The following is a 20,350-nucleotide window of genomic DNA, read 5'->3' on the forward strand; positions in this document are numbered from 1 at the left end:
TGAGGTCTCCATGGAGAAACTCCCGTTCATGATCCATGGAATGTCGATCCCAGATCAGGCGGCAACGAGCAACGTGGGACCTGAACACCGGTTACAGCTGTAGCGGGCCAGGCCCGCGAAAGCCGTTCGCCAGCCGCAAGACCGGTTAAAAGGGTTGCCGCAGGAGCCTCAGCATAGCGCCGGCCGAAGGCCGGGAGGCGGGACCGACAGCCCCCGGCGCGCGGGACCATATGAGGTCCCGTCAGGGACCGCCCTCCCCCATCCAGGCTCGGCCTCACCTTCCCGGCCGTGCGAGCGACCTGGCAATATCGATGATTGGCCTGCTGCCGATTTTTCGGACACGAGGTTAGGCAGATGCCGAGGAGCAGACTGTCCGCTTCTCAATTCCGCAAAGCGCCAAAAGGAGACATTCGACCAGGAAGCTGAGTGCAGAATGCCCCCGTCCAGCTATTCTGGTGACCTTGACTGTCTGAACGTATAGAAATTACAAAGGCGAGTGTGCTTGCGAGCGCAGCATATAGTTTATCTCTTTTTCCAGTGAGGCCCCGATGCGCCGAGTCCCTTCTCAAGAAACCCAGAACGGAAATTTTGAGAAGATGATTCGATATGCGTATTTTGAATCTGGGCATTCTGGCCCATGTGGATGCAGGAAAAACTAGCCTTACCGAGCGACTGCTTTTCGATACCGGCGCGATTGCGAAACTTGGCAGCGTCGACGGCGGCAATACCCAGACCGACAGCCTTGAGCTCGAGCGGCAGCGTGGCATCACGATTGCTGCGGCCGTCGTGTCGTTTCGGATCGGCGATCTCTCCGTCAATCTGATCGACACGCCTGGACATCCGGATTTCATAGCCGAAGTCGAGCGGGTGCTGAGAATGCTCGACGCGGCGATCGTCGTCGTTTCGGCTGTCGAAGGCGTGCAGGCACAAACTCGCGTTTTGGTACGGGCTTTACAACGGCTCTGCATCCCGTTCCTGTTTTTCGTCAATAAGATAGACCGGCCCGGTGCCCGTTGTTGCGAGCTGCTTACCGAATTCGAGAGCAAGCTCGGAATCCGGCCTCTTGCAATGTCGTCTGTGCGGGATGCCGGCGGCAGGCATGCGGTCGTCACACCGGTCGATCTCACTGGCGATCCCGGCCTTTCGGCTATCAGCGAGGCGCTGTCTGCCAATGATGAAGCTCTGCTCTACGATTATGTTCTGGCTCCCGACAGGATCAGCGGCGACCGGCTTCGATCCGCGCTTGCGGCTCAGGTGGCTGGTGGCCTCCTGCACCCTGCCTATTGCGGGATCGCGATGACGGGCGAAGGCGTCACCGATCTAATCGGCGCCATAGAGCATCTGCTGCCGAGCCGAACGCCGGATGTGGCGGCGCCCCTTTCAGGCAACATATTCAAGATAGAGCGAGGATGGGGTGGCGAGAAGATCGCCTATCTCAACCTGACAGCCGGTTCGCTTCTGGAGCGTAGCCAGATCGAATTGCCGGGTGGTGTCTGCAAGGTCACGCGCATTCAGGTCTTTGACGACGGTGCGCTGAAGAAACAGGCCGAGGCTCGCGCAGGCCAGATCGTCAAGGTCAGCGGCCTCAGCTTTGCAAGGATCGGAGACCAGTTCGGTACGGTTGCCCTGCGTCCGTTCGCACCGCAATTTGCCGCTCCAACCCTGGAAACGCGCATCCTCTCCGGCAACCCGTCCGAGAACGGAGAGCTTTGGACCGCTTTGCAGCAATTGTCGGAACAGGACCCGCTGATCAACCTGCGAACCAATGCCGATGCCAGCGAGATGTTTCTTTCGCTTTATGGCGAGGTACAGAAGGAAGTGATCCAAGCAACGTTGCTGCGCGATTTCGGTGTAGACGCGGTATTTGAGGAGAGCACCGTCATCCATGCCGAGCGGCCGATCGGTGTCGGAGAAGCAATCGAAGTCATCTTCAAGGAGCCAAATCCATTCCTGGCCACTTTCGGCCTGCGTATCGAGCCCAGTTCCGAAGGGTCAGGCAATACATTTGCTCTGGAAGTCGATGTCGGGCAGATGCCGGCGAGCTTTTACCGTGCCGTTGAGGCAGCGGTGTCAGAAACGCTGAAGGCAGGTCTCTACGGCTGGCCAGTGATCGATTGCCATGTGGCGGTCACCGCGCTGAAGCATAGTTCGCCTTCGAGCACGGCAGTCGATTTTCGATCCCTGACGCCGCTTGTTCTGGCCCGCGCTCTTGTCGCTGCAGACACGGTCGTCTGTGAACCGTTCGAGCGATTTCAGGTCGAGGTTCCGCTTGCCGTGCTTCCGACACTGCATGTGCTTTTGTCGAAATCGGGCGGCGCGGTGCGGGCAACCGAGATCGATAGCGGTGTCGCTCGGCTGGAAGGAGTGATCCCTTCAACCAAGGTACAAAACATCCGCCAGCAACTGCCAGGACTTTCCAGCGGTGCAGGCATCATGGAAACAGTCTTCGATCACCATGCTGCGCTGGTGGGAACGCCGCCGATGCGGCGCCGCATGAGTGCCAATCCGTTCGACCGTTCGGAATACCTGGCACGACTACGGTGAGGCGCGGCTGCTGGCTGGCAATCCGATGACCACAAATGAGGGAGGCATCGATAAACGGTGCCTTCTTTCTATCACCTGAACTCGGCCATCGGAGGCTTTCTGTCCGGTTAGGGCCGAGGACCGTCATGGCGCGGAAGCGCCAACAGCGGCCGTTGACAGTGGGACATGCCATCGTATCCTCACCAGCAGTTGCAATGGGGGGTACTGCCATGCCTGAGGTAACACAGCATATAATAGACCGGGGCGATGGCCTTCGCGTTGAGCTGTTTCAGGTTCGTGCGTCAGATGAACAAAATGGAGCGATACTGTTCGTCCACGGCAATCAGGGAGGACTATTTCTTGGTGGGAGAGAAGCCGTCGATGACGGGTCGCTTGTCAGGTTTTCCTCTCGCCTCGGAATTACGGCGGCCGCTGTATCACAGCCCGGCTTCGGCGCATCGGACGGCCCTTCGGACTTTTGCGGGCCGGCTACTCAGAAATCGATAATTTCGGCATTGGATTTCCTCAAGCAACAGCCATCGGTCGATCCAACGCGGATCGTCCTTTATGGAAACAGCCGTGGGGCTGTCGCCTCTGCCATGGTGGCAACTAAGGTGGTCGATCTTAAAGCGATCATCTTGACTGGAGGCGTCTATGACCTGAGAGACGCCTATAAAAACAGTTCGCGAGGCTTGCAACAAGCCATCCAGAAGGAAGCAGGTATCTCAGACAAGAATTTCTTGGATCGGTCCGCACTCTATCATTCGCATGACATCAAATCAGAAACCCTACTTCTTCACGGCAAATATGATGATCGCGCATCTGTCGATCAGGCCGAACGATTCTCTGAGGCGCTCGCACGGGAAGGTGTTCCTGTAAGCCTTCATACTCTTGAGGGTGGCCATCGCCTTCCCCGCGAGCAGGTCGCTCCCATACTCCGCGATTTCCTTACTCGCGTGTTCGCTCCAATCACCACTGTTCATTGAACGTCACCCGCTTGGGGCCGGAGGCCGTCTTTCGCGCCGCGACAAGAGGAGACATTCGCTGGCTGGATAGGCTAATATCGGTCTGTCCTCCACGATCACGGATGCGCTGATGCCGACCTTGGTTGAACTTGTTCCCTACGATCCAAAATGGGCAAATGACTTTTCGACGGCTGAAGGCCTCTTGAGAAAAACACTCGGGGAATGCGTCGTGGCAGTCGAGCACATCGGTAGCACCGCAGTGCCGCGATTGGCCGCAAAGCCGATCCTTGACGTAGATGTCATAGTATCAGGCCTCGGCGACATACCCGATGCAAGCGCGGCCCTCATCCGCGCTGGCTTTGAGCCTCGCGGCAACCGGCATGATGATGATGTATGGGCATTCCTTTTGAAATGCCCTTCACCCCAAATAAGGGTCTACCTCTGCCCGCCCACCAACCAGACGCATGAGAGGAGGGTGCTTTTCCGAAATTATCTCCGCCAACACGACGATGCGGCCTTGGCATATTCGACCCTGAAACGCCGCCTTGCGGAGCAGTTCCCGTATGACGGTGATCGCTATACCTTGGAGAAAAGTGCTTTCATTTCCAAGACGGTCTGCGCGGCACAGAAGGACACGGTATGACTGCTTGGGGCCAATAGCGGAAGTGATTTCTGCTTTGCGCCCCGAATCGGTCATCCAAGCCGCCCGCTTGAGTTCATGAAAGCCGTCAGTCTGCTATGATGGTGGTAAGTCGCGACCGCGGCAGATTCGGTCTCACGTTCTCGCTTCGCATCAACTGCTAGAGGCAAAGATCGCAAAGCGGGTTCCTAGGATCACTCGCGTCCCAAGAATGCATGGGGCTGCCGCAATGCAGGCAGGTCGTGTCTTTACCCTTTCCAGTCGTTTCGATGATCTGACCGTGCGTACGCGCTTTTGCTCGTCGGTCTTGCTCGGCTTTGATCTCTTCTGCAGTGAAGCCACTCATCTACGGCACTTTTCTCTAGTTGCTCGGGGATGAAACCATGAAACTTGGCTCTGTGCAAATACTCCAAGCATTCATTATCGGTTAAAAATTCGCCCGATGAACTGGTCAATCCTCTGAAGGCACCGAGTGACCTACTCCGCTTTCGCCTTCGTTCCGACCGTTCAGCCATAACTGGCCGGTTCTCAGAAGCGGACATTGCCAGCATTTGGCGTAGCGTCCAATTCAGGGCGGATAGGGATAGCTGCCGCAGTGCTGGGCGCTTCCAGATTTCTGTTCGGGCCGGAAGCAGCGTGACGCAGACAATCCTTCATTGATTGAAGTTCGTGCCTACGCCCGGTCTTTTACCGGTCATTGACGAGCTTCTTGCTGAGACGACAAGAAGCGAATTAGGACTGCCGCTTCACCAAGGCGGCGGTTAAGTCTCCCACCGCATCAGCAATGTCGAGCACTACCCGCACCCGATCCTCCAGCTCCAGCTCCGGATCGTGGAAGGGCTTGGGCGAGAAGTGGTTGTCAAAATCTTGGGCACTCTTCCAGAAGGCAACATTCACGAACGTCACACCATTCCCGGCAACCAAGGCCAAGCTGCGAAGTCCGGGCGGAAGCTCCTCTGAAAAGTTTACCTGCGTCAGATACTCGGCGATGAAGCCGGGATGATCGGGCCGTTCGGCGACATACTTCGTCTTGAATTCTTCTAGTCGCTCGGGGCGCACAACACGCCGTATGAGTATAATCACTGCCATATCAACCCTCCGAAATCCTCTGGGAGCAGCGCATAGCCTATACCAGATTTTGGCCCCCACGACATGGCTGCGCCTCTTTCTGTACCCAGCCAACTAGAATCCGGCCCGATTATGGAAATTTCAGCTCTAGCAAGCTTGCTCCCGTCCCGCGGTTCGCAAATACTAGCGTCAGGGAAAGGCCGGTCACATGCAGTATCACGTTGTTGAAAGACGGGTCGGAGATGACTTTGTTGCGTCCGACACCTGCTACCTCATCCGCAATAGCTGGGATGATTTTGGATTCAAGACTCTATTCGAAGTTGTCTTGTTCGACGATGCGGCGGAACGGCATGACCTGGGTACTATCAGGATCATGCAAGCCGGCATGAGCAGCGGCTATGTGCAGCTGCCGGCAACCTTCGACGCTCTGGACGAAAGCTACTGCTCGCTTGGGAGCGGGCGGGAGTACTACATCGCTTTGTCCGCCCTCACGCTGCCCCTTCGCCGCCGACATCTGGGGGCGCTACGCGATTGTGCTGCCGATCCTGCCATCTTCGAGTCCTTCCGCGGCCAGCAAGCAATGCGCTCATCTTTGCTGCGCGACGTGTCTTCGACCGATGTCACCAGGAGTTTTCCGCGCATTCTTCGTGGGGACGCCAGCCTCACACCCTACAGCTTCTACTTTGACTTTCCCGGAGCTCCAGGGCTGCCGGGTGTAGAGCGATGTGCATTCCAGGTTCAGCCGGACTCGCGCCCCCCCACCAATATTCACGTGCTTATCGGCCGCAACGGCGTCGGGAAAACGCGTCTGCTCGCTGGTATGGCCGACGCCCTCATGGATAACCGGAATGGGACAATTGGCATCCATGGACAGTTCATCTTCAACGGAGCGGAGGCGCATCCGAACGAATTCCTCAATCTCGTGATCGTGTCCTTTAGCGCCTTCGACCGGTTCGACCCCATCCCTTCGGGCCATGCGCGCACGGACACCACGTTGCCCTATTACTACGTAGGCATCAAAGCTGCGGGAGCGCAGGCGGCCGGTCGTGCGACCATAAAGTCGTCCGACGATCTCGACGGCGAGTTCCGGGACTCGATCAACAATGTCGCGGCCAACCCACAACGACTGGAGCGCTGGCTTGATGCAATGCGCATCGTGTCATCGGATCCCGGCATCGGCGACCTCGATGTAGAGGCACTGTTCGTTTCCCGCGAAACGGCAGCGGTAGCGGCGCAGATATCGAACGGCTTCGCCCGCATGAGTTCGGGCCACAAGGTTGTCCTGCTGACTCTGACGCGGCTTGTCGAGTACATCAGTGACGGATCTTTAGTGCTGATGGACGAACCGGAAACACACCTGCATCCGCCCTTGTTAGGCTCGTTCGTTCGCGCCTTATCCAATCTCCTCACATCCCGAAATGCGGTCGCAATCGTCGCGACTCATTCACCTGTGGTGCTGCAGGAAGTGCCGGCCAGCTGTGTTTCGATGCTTATGCGCTCCGGCGAGAGCTTGCGGGTTCTGCGCCCCGAGGACGAAACTTTTGCTGAGAACGTGAGCGTGCTCACGCGGAAAGTATTCGGGCTCGAGCTCGAACAGAGCGGCTTTTACAAACTCTTGAAGGAGGCGGCACCGGGTCGGAACTACGAGCTTGTTGTGGCGCAGTTCGGCGATCAGATTGGAAGCGAGGGTCGCGCTTTGACGCGGGCCCTCGTCACTAGGGAGGACTAAATTGCTCTCCCTGGCAATACCTCAAATCAACCACCGAAGCCTTTACGATCAATGCGTCAGCCAGACTCAGAGAAATACGGAACGGGCCCTACTTGTGGCTCTGGGCGACCGCGTGGCCGCGGCCGGCGTGGCCTATGTAGATGCAGCGACAGTAGGCGGGCTGGCCGCCCTCGCGCCGATCGCACTAGCCGATCCAGAAGACAAACTGGTCCGTGCGCTCTACGACAAGCGTCTCGTGGATGCCGCTGGGACTGGGAGATGGGCCTATGACAAGATAAGAAACTCTGCCCGCTACTGCCCATACTGCACGTTTGGTGAAGTGTACGAGGTAGACCATTTCCTTCACAAGGCTGCCTACCGCGAGCTAAATGTCTGTCCGGCCAACCTCGTGCCCATCTGTCATGCCTGCAATCATATCAAGCTGGTTGATCAGCCGCATGACTCGGCACACTATCTCCTGCATCCCTATTTTGATGTATTACCTGCGGTACGCTGGCTGTTCGCGGATCTCATTTTCGAAGCCGGTGGGCCCGTGCTCCGGTACCGGGTCGAATTGGACGCCGCGCTCCATGGCAATCTTGCCAGTAGGCTCGCATATCACTTTGCAACACTCGAGCTTGACCGGCGCTTTCAAGAACGCGCCTCCAGGCTGCTCGTTGAGATCGAGAGCGACCTGGCGGATAACTTCGCCCTCCTCGGCAGTGCCGGGATGGCGGCGCATTTCAACGGGGAGTCAGACCGCCACTTCTCGCGACACGGCAACTCCCTTGAGGCCGCTGGCTATCGCGCAGCGGCCGAGAACTATGCCTTCTGCGCGGGTCAATTTCAGAACTAGCCGTATCTTACCCCCACTCCGTCTGCCAAGGCCAGACGTCGTCACAATGCCTGCGCAATCTCAATGGCAGCAATGGGGTCGACAAGTCTCAATCGGCAATCCGCCTTCATTTCGATCGTCCGGGTTTTCCTTTGAACTTTCAGCTAGCCGCCGTCCGTCTAGTCGGACAGAATGACTGACCTGGGGTGGAAAGCGGACCGGCGGCTTTCGTCTGACGGAGTAAATGACCGGACGTAAGGCGCTCCACATGGTCGTCACCATGCCTCATAAGGCCGACGAAACCGGCGGCATTGATACTTCGCTTTGATTCGTGCCTGCTCTGCGCGGCAGGCCGCAATGACCTTCCGGCACATATCCTGCAGCTTCAAGATGTCACCAGGAAATACCGCCCGCTCCTGGAAGTGCATGACATCCGAGTGATAACTGGAGGCCCAGGGCGTCAAAGGGTAGTGAATAGAGTCCGAGTGAGCGTAAAGCTGATTTCGATCTGTCATCAAGCGATCATGCAGACTGGCTTCGTCGGGGTCAAAGGATGCCCGCATGGCTTTCGATAAGTATCCCCAGCCGTTGCTGTTCGAAAACGCCCGCCCATAGGATACGACCATGCTGGTGACGAAGGCCGACTGCTGCAGATAGGTGGAGCCGCGGCTCCACGGCTTTGCTTTCCAGCCCTTCTTCAGGATGAAGGCGCCGAACGACATCGCATCGAGCAAGTCTCTGCAGGCGATATCGAGCCGGCTATACAGCTTGATATCTTCTTCGCTGAACACAAGGTTGCGGTGTTCGTCCATCCCGTTCTCTCCTACCAAGCCCCGCTATACAACGTCGGTAGCTTCATTCGTCTGGTGCATCATTGCCATAAGCACTGGAAGGTGTCGCTGATATGCGCCTTCAAGTAGGACGTAAAGGCAAGCTGGTGAGATGCCCAAAAGCGGCCATACCTCTGAAGCGTCGTCATGGCGCGTGTGCGCAAAGAACGCATATTCGCTCTACGACAGGTCCTGCCCAATTAGGACCCTCTCGTCACCGACAGGTTGTAGGTTACCGTCGGACAGAAATGGATATTCGTGATAGCGGAGCACTAGGTTGCCTCGCAGAAAAAAGTACAACTAACATTCATCGTATGGTTTCCTCCTTCCAAATCCGATATTAGATTGTTGCGGGATGGAGGGGTGTTTGCTTGAAAAAAATAGATTTACACATCCACACAAAGACTAGCTCTCAGGATAAAGATTTTCTGTTCAGCGAAGACAATCTCAAGCGCTATGTGCGGGATGCTGAACTAGATTGCATTGCGATTACAAACCATAATCTATTTGATAGGGCGCAATTCGAGAAAATCACGTCAATTCTAGATATTCCTGTTCTTCCGGGAATAGAGATCGATGTTGAAAAATGTCACATCTTGGTCTTGGCCGACGGACGAGACCTAGATGGATTCGCTGGTGTATGCAATTTGGTCGAGCAAAGATGGCGAGAGAGCGGGTCGCCGCTGCGGTATGAAGACTTCAAGTCTATTTTGGGCGACCTCCGTCATTACATCATCATTCCACATTATCTGAAGGAGCCAGGTATAAGTCCTGAAACCTTGGAGAAATTCGAAGGTCTTATTCACTGCGGCGAAGTCAGTAGCCCTAAGAAATTCATGGCTTGCCACAAAGACCCCGAAAAGCTCGTCCCAGTGTTTTTTAGCGACTGCCGAATCAGTGACAGACTTACCGATCTCCCTACCAAACAGACATATGTTGACTGTGAGGAGCTAACGTTCGGTACCCTGAGGCAGGTTTTAAAGGACAGAGATAAGGTGTCTTTGTCGAGCGCTGGCGGGTACAGCCACTTCCAAATATTTCCCGACGGACAGAAGCTTTCGACTGGATTGAATGTGGTGCTGGGCGATCGGTCTTCTGGAAAATCTTATACGCTTCAAAGAATATGCGAGTGGTTCGGCGCGGAGAACACTAGATATATACGGCAATTCGATCTTGTTGCTCGCGATGATGTGGAAGATGAAAGAAAATTCAAAGATTTTCTTAGTTCGAAAACAAGCCTTTTCTCCAGAGAATATTTGGCAGGCCTGCAAGATGCGGTTGGCCATATGCTCGAAATCGACCTAAAATCGGACCTGGACTCCGTGGAGAAGTACGTCTCCTCTTTGCTGACTTATGCGCGAGACACAAGTCGCCACGACGCGTTCTCGAAAGCTACCATTTACAACGAGGAGCCATTTCAACAAAAAAACCTAACTGGCTTGGAAACGCTGATACAGTCCACAAAACGCCTCGTCAGCAATGTTGAGTATAGATCATTAATTGATAAGCACATTCCGCTGGACGCACTCCGAGCGTTGTATGTTGAGCTGATGATTTCATACGGGACCCAGACTGAGGGTAATCTAAAAAGGGATTGGGTAAACAGTGTCGTTAATGACATCAAAACGAAGCTTCAGAGAAAGTCATCTACGACAAGTGTGACGAACGTTGATCTTCTGCGAGTCGCGACTAACAAAAGAGCTGTAGCCAAATTCGAAGAACTGGTGAAAGCCGCTCGAAAGCCAAAGATACCGCTTCGTAAGAAGAAAGGTAGTTTTGACATTGTTGCGCAGGTCGGCCCATTTACCGGCAGCGGCGAACTAAAAGAGCTTTCCAGATCGCAAAAAGCCTTCAGTTCCGCCTTCAAAAAGTATGATAGGCCCTATGAATTCCTACAAGAACTCCGAAATATTGGGTCTCCAGTTGAAGCTGCTGATTTCAGCAGATACCTAGTCAAGGTTGAATATAAGATTCTGAATAGAGATGGGCTCGTTGCATCTGGAGGTGAGCGGTCGGAGTTTTTCTTGCTAGACCAGATTGAGGGCGCGAATTCTGCAGATATTCTCCTCATAGATGAACCAGAATCGTCATTTGACAACCATTTCCTGAAGTCTGAAGTTAATGAAATTATAAAAGAAATGTCTAGGAAGATGCCCGTTGTCGTAGTCACGCACAATAACACTGTCGGTGTCTCGATCCGCCCGGATTACCTCCTCTACACTCAGAAAAGAATAGAGGACTCAACGATCAAATGGCGAGTTTTTTCCGGGTCACCAACAAGCAAGAGGCTTGTCTCTACAGATGGATTTGAGGTGAATACAAGAGACATACTTCTTGGAAACCTGGAAGCAGGGGTGAAAACCTATGAAGAACGGAGTTCTACCTATGAAAATCTTAAAGATTGAAGAGGGGTGCGGACATTTTTGGGTGCAAAGCTCCGAAGAGTGGCGCAAAATTGACGAGATTGACAAAGATGGGCTACTTTCTCTGCTGGATTTATTTCTTGAGGGTGATGTCCAAATGGATGCCCCTGACGAAGGAAATCTGCATAATGAAGTCCACCGAATCGTTTACACTCACATTTACCAGAAACTATCCTCGCTCGCTGATAGTAAATCTTCCTTCAAAGACGACAGCGAACGACTTTATTTCGATGAGATTAACAAGTACGCGTCTTGATGCTTTAACCCCATAGCTCATCCCTCAATTCCCGCTTGAACAATGAATTTTCAAATGCCGGGCCCAAACAGATAGACCTTCAATGACGGATTTGGGCCGAACGCGGACCGCATAATCGCATGCGTGGATGTCCGCTTCACCGTTCGGCATGCAGTCATCGGACAGTCCCCTCTCGGCCCCATCCTGCCGGTCACTTAACGAACCAGTTCCGACCGTTGGGCAAATCGGTGGTACCACCCCGACAGGCCAACGGAAACGTGCGGCGTGCGGCGTGCGGCGTGCGGCGTGCGGAAAGCTATTAGGGGCGCTGATAGGGCGCAACGGCATCGTTCTTCAGGTCATTGAGCGCTTGCAATTCCTCGATCAGTCGCTTTACCCGATCCTCGCCGGGATCGGGCGTGGCGAGGGCGATCATGCCTATAATCGCAAACCCGAAATCGAGGCAGGCACATAGGCCGCGCACGGTTTCGACGTGCGTCGATCCATACAAGCTAGCAAGGGTAACGGCGGTCATGCCGTCCGGACGGTTCTCGTCGATCGAGAGGTGGCTGGCGACGCCCATCAAATTCGGATGCGCGCCGAAGGCAATCGCGTCTTCATAGGCGAGCTTAGCGAGGTAATAGACGTCGGGTGCCGTGTCCTTCAGGTGGACGATGCCCTGGTCGAAGGTGAAGGCTTTGCGGCAGGCCTTCCTGTCGGCCTCGCTGCGATGGCGGTGTGTCCATACGTCGGCGAGGGCGGGATCGCGCTCGATCAGCAGGCCGTAGGAAGCGGATTCCAGGGCAGTGCGGACGAGTGGAAAGACTGCGGCCGGATGGCCGCTCAAGGCCATCCGGACGCCAGCGAGAAACGCCATATAGGCGTTCATTTGCAGGATGAAGCCGATGGCAGACGATCGTGCCACATGCGCCCAGAGGCCGCGGCGCAGATAATCATCATAGCGCCTGAGCGCGGCCACGAGGCCGTTGTCTCCTTGCAGCAGCTCAGCCGCGGTTTCGTCGGCCGCAGCCATATAGCTCTCGAGGCCATTGCCCATTTCCACCATCAGGCCGCCGTTAGGGTCGGTCATGGTGTCAGCCCGCCCCGTGCACGGCACGGATGAAGTCTTCCTGCGATAACCGGGAATAGGCAAAATAGCCTTTCTTCAGCGGAAGACCGCCATTTGCCCGCGCTGCCACGCTCTCATTGGCAAGGTAGAAGATGTGGCCCTGACAATCGAAAAAGACGTGCGCGCTCGATCGCTTCCACTTTTCGATGAACTGGCTGCTGCGCGACGCGAAGTGCACGATTTCGAAATTATGGCCGTCCACGGCCGCCGTGCGCGCGCCGAGGCCCAGCGACAGGCGGAAGCTAGTGCCGGTGAAGCTATGCTCGTCGTGCAGGTGGACAAGCCAGAACATGCGATGCTTCTGGCGGTAGAAGGCCTCGCGCTCCATGCGCTCCTGCTCGCTGATGCTGGAGTGTTGCAGCTCCAGCACGGTCGGGATCGGCGTGCCGGCACCGCACAGCACATCGGCGCGGTGCCACTCACCGGCGGCGGCGTCATAAAGGCCAATTTCGCGGCATTCCATGTCGAACTGCTCTTTCCAGCCCAGATGCCAGGGGCCTTCGCCTTCGCTCCAGCGGTCGCAATCGCCCGCCTTGTGCCGCCAGTGCTTGACGTTCTGCGCGGGCATGACTGAGGTGATTCGCCCGCCGCAATCCTTGCAGACGGTGCGCTCGCCCTTGGCGATCGGTTGCCGCTTTACGCCATCAATCCAAGCATAGATCACGCGATAGTCCCCCCGCGCGCTTGCGCTACAATGTCCTGACATTCAGAATATCAGCTTCACCTTGTCACACAAATGACTGCTTCTGTCGCATGCGGACTTTCACGAAAGGCGGGCTTTGGTCGCAAGCTGCTATCGCTGACTAGTAGATTGAATGGCAGCTATATGTCTTTCGTCGCCCGCAACCCGACATTCTGCAAACGGCCCCAAAGGCGACCTTCACTTCCATGCACCACACCGGCAACCGCGCCGAAGGCACCTGCCCTCGGCGCTCCGGTGCGCCTGTTCACATCGACTTCAGCCGCTGCATCTCCTCGGCGAGCGTCCAGAGGGCCCGGTTCAAACCGACATTCTGGTCGATCCCGTTGATCGGCCGGGTGCGACTGCGCCGAACCTGGCCATGGGCGGTTTGACGCCGGCCCGGCAATCCGCCGCGAATGAGGTTTTCCTGGATGACGTTGAAGGTCGTCCACAGGCTTTGGCCGGCATCCTCGGGGCGCCGCGGCGTGACGATCTGAGCGGCGCGAAGCGAGCTCTTCTCCTCGCCATAGCGGGCAATCAGGCTGGCGCTCGCCAGAACGTTTTGCTCGTCCCTCGAGAGCCTGGTTTCTTTCATACCCTCGGCGGCATCGATCAGCCGCGGAAAGTCTTTTGCCACGGTATAGACGCCCTCGATGATCTTGTCCTCGATACCGCCCTTATGCGGCACGCGCACTTCCTCGAAGCGCTCGCCGGCAATCATGCTGTTGGTGCACACGAAGCGCAGCATGCCGGCAAACATCTGATAGGCGCTGGTGCCGTCATGGCTGTTGACGATGATGACTTCCGCCGCTTCCGACTTGCCGATCCCATCATCGCGCCGCATCCTCAGCATGTGCTTGGCATGGCCGTGACGATCGCCATCGCGGGGAACCGCCTGGACGGCAAAGAAGGGAAACCACCCTTCCCGCCGCAACTGCTCGACGATGTCGATCGTCGGCACATAGACATAACGATGCGAACGGCTGTCATGCGGCTCGCTGGCGAAGATCGACGGAACGTGGCGAAAGAGCGCCTCATTGTCGAGCGCCTCGCGGCCGCTGATCTGGTGGGCGGAGCGGGCAAAGCGGGTGGCCAGTTGATAGGTCATGATCCTGATCCTCCTTGTTGGACGGGGTTGGAGCGCAGCGCTGCGCTGCAACCCTGGCCGTCGCCGAGACCGGGGGGTGCAAGGTGCAAGGGCGAAGGGGCCGGAGGGGTATCGCCCGGCCTGCACGAACCGAAGGAGAGGAAGGTCGGGGATACCGGCCCCTTCGAGCGCCAGCGATCCCTTGACACCGCGCCGGGGGGAGACCCCCAAGCACCGGCCTGCGACAGGCGGGCAAAGCAAGGCCGGCAGCCCGGCTGCCGTCCAACCTGGAAGGTCGCCATGAATGGCGACCATCAGCAAACAGGAAAATGGGCATACCAGCTGTAGCGGGCCAGGCCCGCGAAAGCCGTTCGCCACCCGCAAGACCGGTTAAACGGGTTGCCGCAGGAGCCTCAGCATAGCGCCGACCGTAGGTCGGGAGGCGGGACCGACAGCCCCCGGCGCGCGGGACCATAGGAGGGACCGCCAGGGACCGCCCTCCCCTCACCGCCCCGGCCGCGCAAGCGACCGTGCAATGTCAATGATGTCGTCACGCGCCGCCGTCGGGTCTTCCTTGTTCCAGGCAACCCCAAGCCCGATCTTGAAATCGATGCCCCGAACCTTCTTCAGGACGATATCGCGATCAGGAAGCTCAGAAGTCCATTCCGGCGCGAACCCGACACCAAGTCCGGCCGACACCAGCGAGATCAACGCGAAGGTGTCGTCGCAGGTGTAAGCGACATTGCCGGTCAGATCGTGCTCCTCGAACTTCTCGGCAAAGTACCGCTCGGTGAAGGAGAGGTTCTGCCGACGAAAACCGATGATCTTGTGATCCCGCAGATCCGAAACCGACACCTCCTCGAGTTCGGCCAACGGATTGTCCCTTCCCACCGCCAGCAGATAGCGCTCATGGGCAATAGAGAAGAAGCGCAGCGAGCCGATATTCTCGACCGGCCGGATGAAGCCGAGATTGATGCGCCCGCATTCAAGCTGGCGGATGATATCGCTGGTCGAGCCGTTGGAGACATGCAGGCGGATGTCGGGATATTTCCGGCCGATGCGCGACAGGAACGCCGGCAGCACACCTGTGGTGGCCGGATAGATCGTCCCGATCCTGATCTCGCGCACCGTCTTGCCGGCAACGGAGCGGGCCATCTCGGCCGACAGTTCCAGATCGCTCAGCATCCTGACACAGCGATCGTAGAACACCTCCCCTGCTCTGGTCAGCTCCACTCGCCTGGTCGAGCGCAGCAGCAGTTGCACGCCCAGAGACTTCTCCAACGCCTGCACCTGCGTACTCAATGCCGGCTGGGCGATGTTCACCCGCATGGCGGCACGTCCGAAGTGCAGCTCCTCGGCGACGGCCACGAAGTAGGAAAGTTGGCGGATTTCCATCATCAGTCTCCCCGTTGCGGAGCAGTCATACCGATCAGATCAAGGCAAACAGCGCTCAGACTGCTAGACTAATTGGGGACTGCTAGTCCGTCGATTGTCAAGCGTTCAATAGCGCATGCTGTCCTAATGGACACCAAAAAAATCATCGGCTGGAACATTCGAAGACTTCGGGTGGCGAAAGGCCTCTCTCAGGAAAGGCTTGCGTTGGAGGCGGGCATTGATCGCTCATACGTGGGGAGAATTGAGAGGGGGACGGAAAACGTCACGGTTTCCGCGTTAGAAACGCTGGCGCTTGTCCTCGACGTTCCCGTCGCAGACCTTTTCAGCGGATTCGATGCTTCAGCATCGAGGCCCTTGCCTCTCCCTTCAGGTAGGAAGCCAAGGGTGCGTTAGACGAAATCGATTGAAGCCGCTGATGCGAAATTGGCTCGCGCCACAAGCCGCACCTATTTCGCCGGGCCACCTGCGCCTTGATGGGAAACGACCGTCGTACCCTTTTATCGAACCATAACCTATTGAAAGGTCTTAGATTTGATCGGGGGCACCAATAACCGATGCCGACGCTCGTTTCAGGTAGCAGCGTAAAGAGTGGCCAAGTAGTATTCCGCCTCTTTTCTGGGGATCAACACATCCAAGCTGCAAATCCAAGCTCCGGAACACGCTATGCTGTGATAGTTCTAACTCATGACAGCCTTTGAATCGGGACCCCGCCTCACCGAACCCATAGGTGACGCAAAAACCCAAGCGATAGCAGCTCTCCGCGGCTATGGCTACCAGCTGTATGCTTCTGGGCTTGCCTGGCTCCGCCTGTCGGACCATGAGGTACTCCATCTTGAAGTCGCTGAGGACTACGCAATCGTTACGGCCGATGCACTTAGGGGGACTCAAGTAAGAGACACCGCGGGCAGCGGATCGATTACACTACAATCCTCATATGTAAGAAAAGCGTTGGATTCATTCGTCGATCTGGTCAATCGAAACCCTAACCGTGTGGTCTTTTTCCACTATCTCACTACATCCGAAATTGGAGCCGAGCGAACCAAGGATCAGCGTGTAGGGTCTGAGCCGTCCCTTCACTATTGGCGGCGTGCAGCCGCTGGCGCAGATGTTGCTCCTTTACGCAAACTGCTACTGAGCCTGGAATTAGAGGCAGAAACTCTCAGCTATATTGCGGGCCTGGATGATGACGCGCTTCGCGGTGATTTTCTGGCACGCATTCATTGGGAATGCGGTGCACCAGATATACTGGGCGTCCGCAGCGATCTCGAAGCTGGCATGATAGAATATGTTGCCTCGGCCCGCAGACTGTCCAGCAGCGTTGGGCGAGCTCTAGTTCCCGCGATTGTCGAACATGTACTTGGAACAGCGACACATATTGAACATCGTTCACTGCGCCGTGCCGATCTGCTTTCGCTGATTGACGCAGCAGCTCTTGTATCAGTCCCTTTGGAACAGCTGACATCCGGTCTCCAAAACCAGATGGCGACCGGGGGTTTCTCCAAGTCCAATGTTCTTACCGATGTACACGACGTACCGCTGCCATCGCTGGTCACATCACGACCAAAGCTAGTGAACGTGCTCAACGCGACGAGGCGGGCAAAAGGCCTTGTTTTCGCGTGCGGAGCCGCTGGGCTCGGCAAGTCTTTCGCAGCAAAGCTGTTGGCAGGGAAGGATGACATAAACTGGGGCATCGTCTACTTTCGGGATTTAACAGCGAATGAGACAGCAGCTCGTTTGTCACTTCTGATCGGCGAACTTGCCTCCCGACCAGCCAAGAATCTTATACTTGATGACCTCAACGAGGCGAACGCTCCGATAGTCCGCGATCTCCTCACCCGCGTTATCGCTCTCGCGCGAAGGAGGGATGTGACAATCGTCTTCACATCATACGTCGCGCCGCCGGCGTCGGTCTTACACCGGCTCGGATGTGACGTTTCCGCAGTTGTAGAAATTCCTTACTTCGACGAAACAGAAGTTGCGGAACTTGTGGAGTTGGCAGGCGGCGATCCAAAATATGCTGGACCGGTTTTCCGCGTTGCCTCCCGTGGCCATCCGCAACTAACAATTGCTGCAGTCATGTATCTTTCATCGGTGGGGTGGTCTAGGAAAGCGATCTCGGAAATCCTCACTGAGCAAGTTTTTGAGGAGATAGATGCCGAACGCGACGCCGTTCGTTCACGCCTTCTTTCGGCAATGCCACCCGAGGCACAACATCTGTTGTTTAGGGCCAGTGTGATCCACGGATCCTTCGATCGCGACCTGGGCGTTGCACTTGGCGCAATTCTTCCGGTCGTTGCCTTTCCAGGCTTGGTGCTTGATCGCCTTATTGGTCCTTGGATCGAGGTAATCGGACAAGACCGGTTCCGCATTTCCCCGCTTCTTTCGGGCACAGCTGAGAAGGTCTTTAGTGTTCCTGACCAGAAAGCGATCCATTCTTTCATTGCTACGTCGCTGTTAGAACGAGACAGTATCTCAGTTCTGGACAGTGGGATGTTAATGCATCACGCTCTGGGGAGTGCTGATCCCAGTTTGATTTTCGCTTTTGCGACGAGCGTGATCACCTGTGGTGTCGAAACACTGGATTTGTTAGCGCCATTTATAGCAGACATTGCACAGTTCAGTCTAAATTTTCCGATCTCACCAGGCGAGCCGACGCTATCTGTTATGATGAGGCTCGCACAGCTACTTGCGTTACTGCCATACGGATCTGCCGCCGAAGCTCAGGCTTGCTTTGCAGTCCTTGAGCAGGAGCGCGGCGAAGTTGATGAAAACGGCAATTTCGAACGCACGATGCTGACGAAGGTCTTGCTTCATCCAAGAGCCGGCGAGCTGTTTCCGAACTGGATTGACCTTCTTGTCCGCTTGGATGACCTGACGAACTTGGCTGGCCGATTAGAGGGTATGCGGCAGATCGTCCAATCAAAAACGGGAATAGACCCACACGTCTGTGGCATTCTTCTCGCCTGTCAGATGCAGAACATCCGGCGAGTGGCCGATTTCCACCAGCTAATGATTCAGCTAGACAGAGAGCCAGCGGAACGTCGAGATCGTTTCCTGTCCTCATATCAACCGGGCCGAGGCGATATCTCGATTTTGGTCAACTATGGCTGGATGAAGGAGGGACGCGATCCGGAATTCGATTGGTCCGCAGCCGCTGACCTCTACGCAGCGGCTGCAAAAATCGCCTTCAGTTGGGAGAATAGAATGCTCGCAACGCGATGTGCAATCGCCCAAGCGATTTGCTATGATGAAAATGGCCGTGACCCTGACCTCGCGATCTCCTGCCTGGAGGATGCCGACCGTCGATTTGGTTTCGACATCGCCATCGTACGCGCAAAGGCAAAGGTTCTATGGCGTCGCAAAGATCATGCCGCAGCTTTACCACTTCTGTCTGCAGCAGCAGACCAAGGCGGCCAGGACCAGATCGAACGAGCCTACATCGCGCGTGAAGCGGGCATCAGTGCGGCGGAACTGGGCGAATGGGCGAACGCAAGGACTTGGTTTGAGCGCGCTCGTACGGCTGCTGCCGGCATTGATCTTCCGGTCGTGAAAGCTATGGCGATAGGGCTAATTGCCGATAGTGCTCATGCGGCATATCAGGCCGGGGAGCCGAATATAGCTGTATCCAAACTGAAGGATGCCCTTCAGCAGGTTCAACAGCTCGATGCTGACGGCTCGCTTTCGGAAGCATACTGCCATCGGATAATCCGGCACGCGGTGCTTTGGATATATGATCAATTGACAGGCGGCCGCGTAAGTCTTTTCCAAGCGACACATTACACCGCTGGTTGCGCTAGCAATCCCGAACCTAATGAAGCAATTCGCACTCATCCATTGGGCGATATTGATTTCGCGTTCTACCTTCTCGCAGACGTCGACGAGCTCCTTTCCAACCCCACCGGTTTTCACCGGGAGTTCCGTCGTTATCTCAATCGCGGCCCCATCTTAAGTTACGAGATAAAACGCAATTTCAGCGAAGACTGCCGCGCGATAGCCGAGCATGACACTTCAAATATCGTTTGGCGCATCCGTCGCCACGTCGCGCTTAACGATTTCATGACAAAGCACGTTCCTGGGTCAAACGACGAAGATCTGGCAAATCCAACGCGGGGATCAATCGAGCCTTTCGATCTAATTTCCGCGCCGGCAAGCTTGCTCATGGTCGCTGAAGACTACCTCATTACTTTCATGTTCGCGGCTGTCATTGCTGGCAACATCGGCGCCGTAAGCCACGCAGCAACCGCGGGCCTGCAAACTCAGGAAATCGCCGGTCTACATCCCCTCCTAGAGCGCATGGCCGGGACAGTGACAATTGAAGCTAGAAGCGATCGGGAAGGTGCAGCAAGTACGATCCATCTTTTGGGGAAGGGTGCCGTCGTGGCGCCACTTGAAATCTGGTGGAGCGGCGCGTGGATGCTGATCCATCTTCGCAGCTCGAATTTGCGGCAGTGCTTGAACGAATCAGTCGTCAACTGGATTTTCGAAAGTTGGGAGCGGATCGTTCGGGATCAGCGTTTTCGATTGAAAGCACCAAGCATCAATGTCCCTCCAATCGAATCATGTTTGGCTCAAAACGACAGAACCCTTGGGGGAGCTACCCGATTGATTTTCGCCGCAGCGCCAGGCGCCGCGGCAAAAATAGCTCCTATCCGTGAAGTGCTGGTGGAGCTCTTAAATCAGTCTGACGGGGAAAAGATACCTTGCCCGTAAAGTCGCAACAACCCGTGGCCGCTTCGGCAACTCCAAGCGCTTTCGCACGCGAGAAAGGATAATCATCTATAACGGAAACTCGGGTCGTAACATCTTTTAGGTTGACGCCTTCTGGGCGTC

At 56.1% G+C, this 20,350-nt stretch carries 15 protein-coding genes; 9 read left to right on the top strand and 6 right to left on the bottom strand.

All coding sequences use genetic code 11. From position 1 onward, the window contains the following. Positions 1 to 606 precede the first annotated feature (606 nt). The 3 genes from L867_RS0104420 (at position 607) to L867_RS0104430 (ending at position 4,131) form a co-directional block, all read left to right on the top strand. Positions 607 to 2,544 carry an elongation factor G gene (locus tag L867_RS0104420; RefSeq protein WP_028735758.1) on the top strand — a complete coding sequence of 646 codons (1,938 nt, stop codon included), beginning with the start codon at positions 607 to 609 and terminating at the stop codon, positions 2,542 to 2,544. A 209-nt stretch (positions 2,545 to 2,753) separates the two neighbouring features. After that, positions 2,754 to 3,509 (top strand): alpha/beta hydrolase family protein, encoded by a 756-nt coding sequence (locus L867_RS26695; RefSeq protein ID WP_084638482.1) that lies wholly within the window; start codon positions 2,754 to 2,756, stop codon positions 3,507 to 3,509. A 109-nt stretch (positions 3,510 to 3,618) separates the two neighbouring features. Then, complete coding sequence (locus L867_RS0104430) at positions 3,619 to 4,131, top strand: GrpB family protein (protein WP_037172593.1); 513 nt, start codon at positions 3,619 to 3,621, stop codon at positions 4,129 to 4,131. A 729-nt stretch (positions 4,132 to 4,860) separates the two neighbouring features. Here the strand turns inward: L867_RS0104430 and L867_RS0104435 are convergent. After that, on the bottom strand, positions 4,861 to 5,217 hold the full coding sequence (locus L867_RS0104435) for a hypothetical protein (RefSeq protein WP_028735761.1): 357 nt from the start codon (positions 5,215 to 5,217) through the stop codon (positions 4,861 to 4,863). Positions 5,218 to 5,404: 187 nt separating this feature from the next. On the opposite strand from L867_RS0104435, the gene L867_RS0104440 reads away from it, so the two are divergent. Continuing rightward, the gene (locus L867_RS0104440) at positions 5,405 to 6,925 is read left to right on the top strand and encodes an AAA family ATPase (protein WP_028735762.1); all 1,521 of its coding nucleotides are present in this window, start codon (positions 5,405 to 5,407) and stop codon (positions 6,923 to 6,925) included. Position 6,926: 1 nt separating this feature from the next. After that, on the top strand, positions 6,927 to 7,760 hold the full coding sequence (locus tag L867_RS0104445; RefSeq protein WP_028735763.1) for an HNH endonuclease signature motif containing protein: 834 nt from the start codon (positions 6,927 to 6,929) through the stop codon (positions 7,758 to 7,760). Between the two features lie 254 nt (positions 7,761 to 8,014). On the opposite strand, the gene L867_RS0104450 is transcribed toward L867_RS0104445, so the two are convergent. Next, on the bottom strand, positions 8,015 to 8,551 hold the full coding sequence (locus L867_RS0104450) for a hypothetical protein (RefSeq protein WP_028735764.1): 537 nt from the start codon (positions 8,549 to 8,551) through the stop codon (positions 8,015 to 8,017). Positions 8,552 to 8,940: 389 nt separating this feature from the next. Here L867_RS0104450 and L867_RS0104455 point away from each other — a divergent pair, with 389 nt between their 5' ends. Then, complete coding sequence (locus L867_RS0104455) at positions 8,941 to 10,974, top strand: PHP domain-containing protein (protein ID WP_028735765.1); 2,034 nt, start codon at positions 8,941 to 8,943, stop codon at positions 10,972 to 10,974. Further along, on the top strand, positions 10,955 to 11,248 hold the full coding sequence (locus L867_RS0104460) for a hypothetical protein (RefSeq protein WP_028735766.1): 294 nt from the start codon (positions 10,955 to 10,957) through the stop codon (positions 11,246 to 11,248). Before L867_RS0104455 ends, L867_RS0104460 begins: the two co-directional genes overlap by 20 nt. 298 nt (positions 11,249 to 11,546) lie before the next feature. Here L867_RS0104460 and L867_RS0104465 read toward each other — a convergent pair whose 3' ends face one another. The 4 genes from L867_RS0104465 to L867_RS0104480 form a co-directional block, all read right to left on the bottom strand. Further along, positions 11,547 to 12,317: a hypothetical protein gene (locus L867_RS0104465; RefSeq protein WP_232363887.1), complete on the bottom strand. Its 771-nt coding sequence runs from the start codon at positions 12,315 to 12,317 to the stop codon at positions 11,547 to 11,549. Positions 12,318 to 12,321: 4 nt separating this feature from the next. Further along, the gene (locus tag L867_RS0104470; protein WP_232363888.1) at positions 12,322 to 12,924 is read right to left on the bottom strand and encodes a competence protein CoiA family protein; all 603 of its coding nucleotides are present in this window, start codon (positions 12,922 to 12,924) and stop codon (positions 12,322 to 12,324) included. Between the two features lie 379 nt (positions 12,925 to 13,303). Next, the gene (locus tag L867_RS0104475; RefSeq protein WP_028735769.1) at positions 13,304 to 14,146 is read right to left on the bottom strand and encodes a DUF932 domain-containing protein; all 843 of its coding nucleotides are present in this window, start codon (positions 14,144 to 14,146) and stop codon (positions 13,304 to 13,306) included. A 483-nt stretch (positions 14,147 to 14,629) separates the two neighbouring features. After that, a complete protein-coding gene (locus tag L867_RS0104480; RefSeq protein WP_028735770.1) occupies positions 14,630 to 15,520 on the bottom strand; it encodes a LysR family transcriptional regulator in 891 nt (296 codons plus the stop codon). A gap of 126 nt (positions 15,521 to 15,646) precedes the next feature. Here L867_RS0104480 and L867_RS26700 point away from each other — a divergent pair, with 126 nt between their 5' ends. Together L867_RS26700 and L867_RS0104490 are read left to right on the top strand one after the other, a co-directional pair. Next, the gene (locus L867_RS26700; RefSeq protein WP_084638457.1) at positions 15,647 to 15,913 is read left to right on the top strand and encodes a helix-turn-helix domain-containing protein; all 267 of its coding nucleotides are present in this window, start codon (positions 15,647 to 15,649) and stop codon (positions 15,911 to 15,913) included. A 291-nt stretch (positions 15,914 to 16,204) separates the two neighbouring features. After that, positions 16,205 to 20,230, top strand: coding sequence for a hypothetical protein (locus tag L867_RS0104490; RefSeq protein WP_146086581.1), 4,026 nt, complete (start codon positions 16,205 to 16,207; stop codon positions 20,228 to 20,230). The last annotated feature ends 120 nt before the right edge of the window (positions 20,231 to 20,350 follow it).

This window comes from Paenirhizobium selenitireducens ATCC BAA-1503, from assembly GCF_000518785.1.
Lineage (GTDB): Bacteria > Pseudomonadota > Alphaproteobacteria > Rhizobiales > Rhizobiaceae > Allorhizobium > Allorhizobium selenitireducens.

Coding starts and splice junctions, on each gene's coding strand:
- L867_RS0104430 (WP_037172593.1), top strand. CDS start 3,619: ATGCCGACCTTGGTTGAACTTGTTCCCTACGATCCAAAATGGGCAAAT.
- L867_RS0104490 (WP_146086581.1), top strand. CDS start 16,205: ATGACAGCCTTTGAATCGGGACCCCGCCTCACCGAACCCATAGGTGAC.
- L867_RS0104470 (WP_232363888.1), bottom strand. CDS start 12,924: ATGCCCGCGCAGAACGTCAAGCACTGGCGGCACAAGGCGGGCGATTGC.
- L867_RS26695 (WP_084638482.1), top strand. CDS start 2,754: ATGCCTGAGGTAACACAGCATATAATAGACCGGGGCGATGGCCTTCGC.
- L867_RS0104435 (WP_028735761.1), bottom strand. CDS start 5,217: ATGGCAGTGATTATACTCATACGGCGTGTTGTGCGCCCCGAGCGACTA.
- L867_RS0104450 (WP_028735764.1), bottom strand. CDS start 8,551: ATGGACGAACACCGCAACCTTGTGTTCAGCGAAGAAGATATCAAGCTG.
- L867_RS0104460 (WP_028735766.1), top strand. CDS start 10,955: ATGAAAATCTTAAAGATTGAAGAGGGGTGCGGACATTTTTGGGTGCAA.
- L867_RS0104480 (WP_028735770.1), bottom strand. CDS start 15,520: ATGGAAATCCGCCAACTTTCCTACTTCGTGGCCGTCGCCGAGGAGCTG.
- L867_RS0104440 (WP_028735762.1), top strand. CDS start 5,405: ATGCAGTATCACGTTGTTGAAAGACGGGTCGGAGATGACTTTGTTGCG.
- L867_RS0104465 (WP_232363887.1), bottom strand. CDS start 12,317: ATGACCGACCCTAACGGCGGCCTGATGGTGGAAATGGGCAATGGCCTC.
- L867_RS0104420 (WP_028735758.1), top strand. CDS start 607: ATGCGTATTTTGAATCTGGGCATTCTGGCCCATGTGGATGCAGGAAAA.
- L867_RS0104475 (WP_028735769.1), bottom strand. CDS start 14,146: ATGACCTATCAACTGGCCACCCGCTTTGCCCGCTCCGCCCACCAGATC.
- L867_RS26700 (WP_084638457.1), top strand. CDS start 15,647: ATGGACACCAAAAAAATCATCGGCTGGAACATTCGAAGACTTCGGGTG.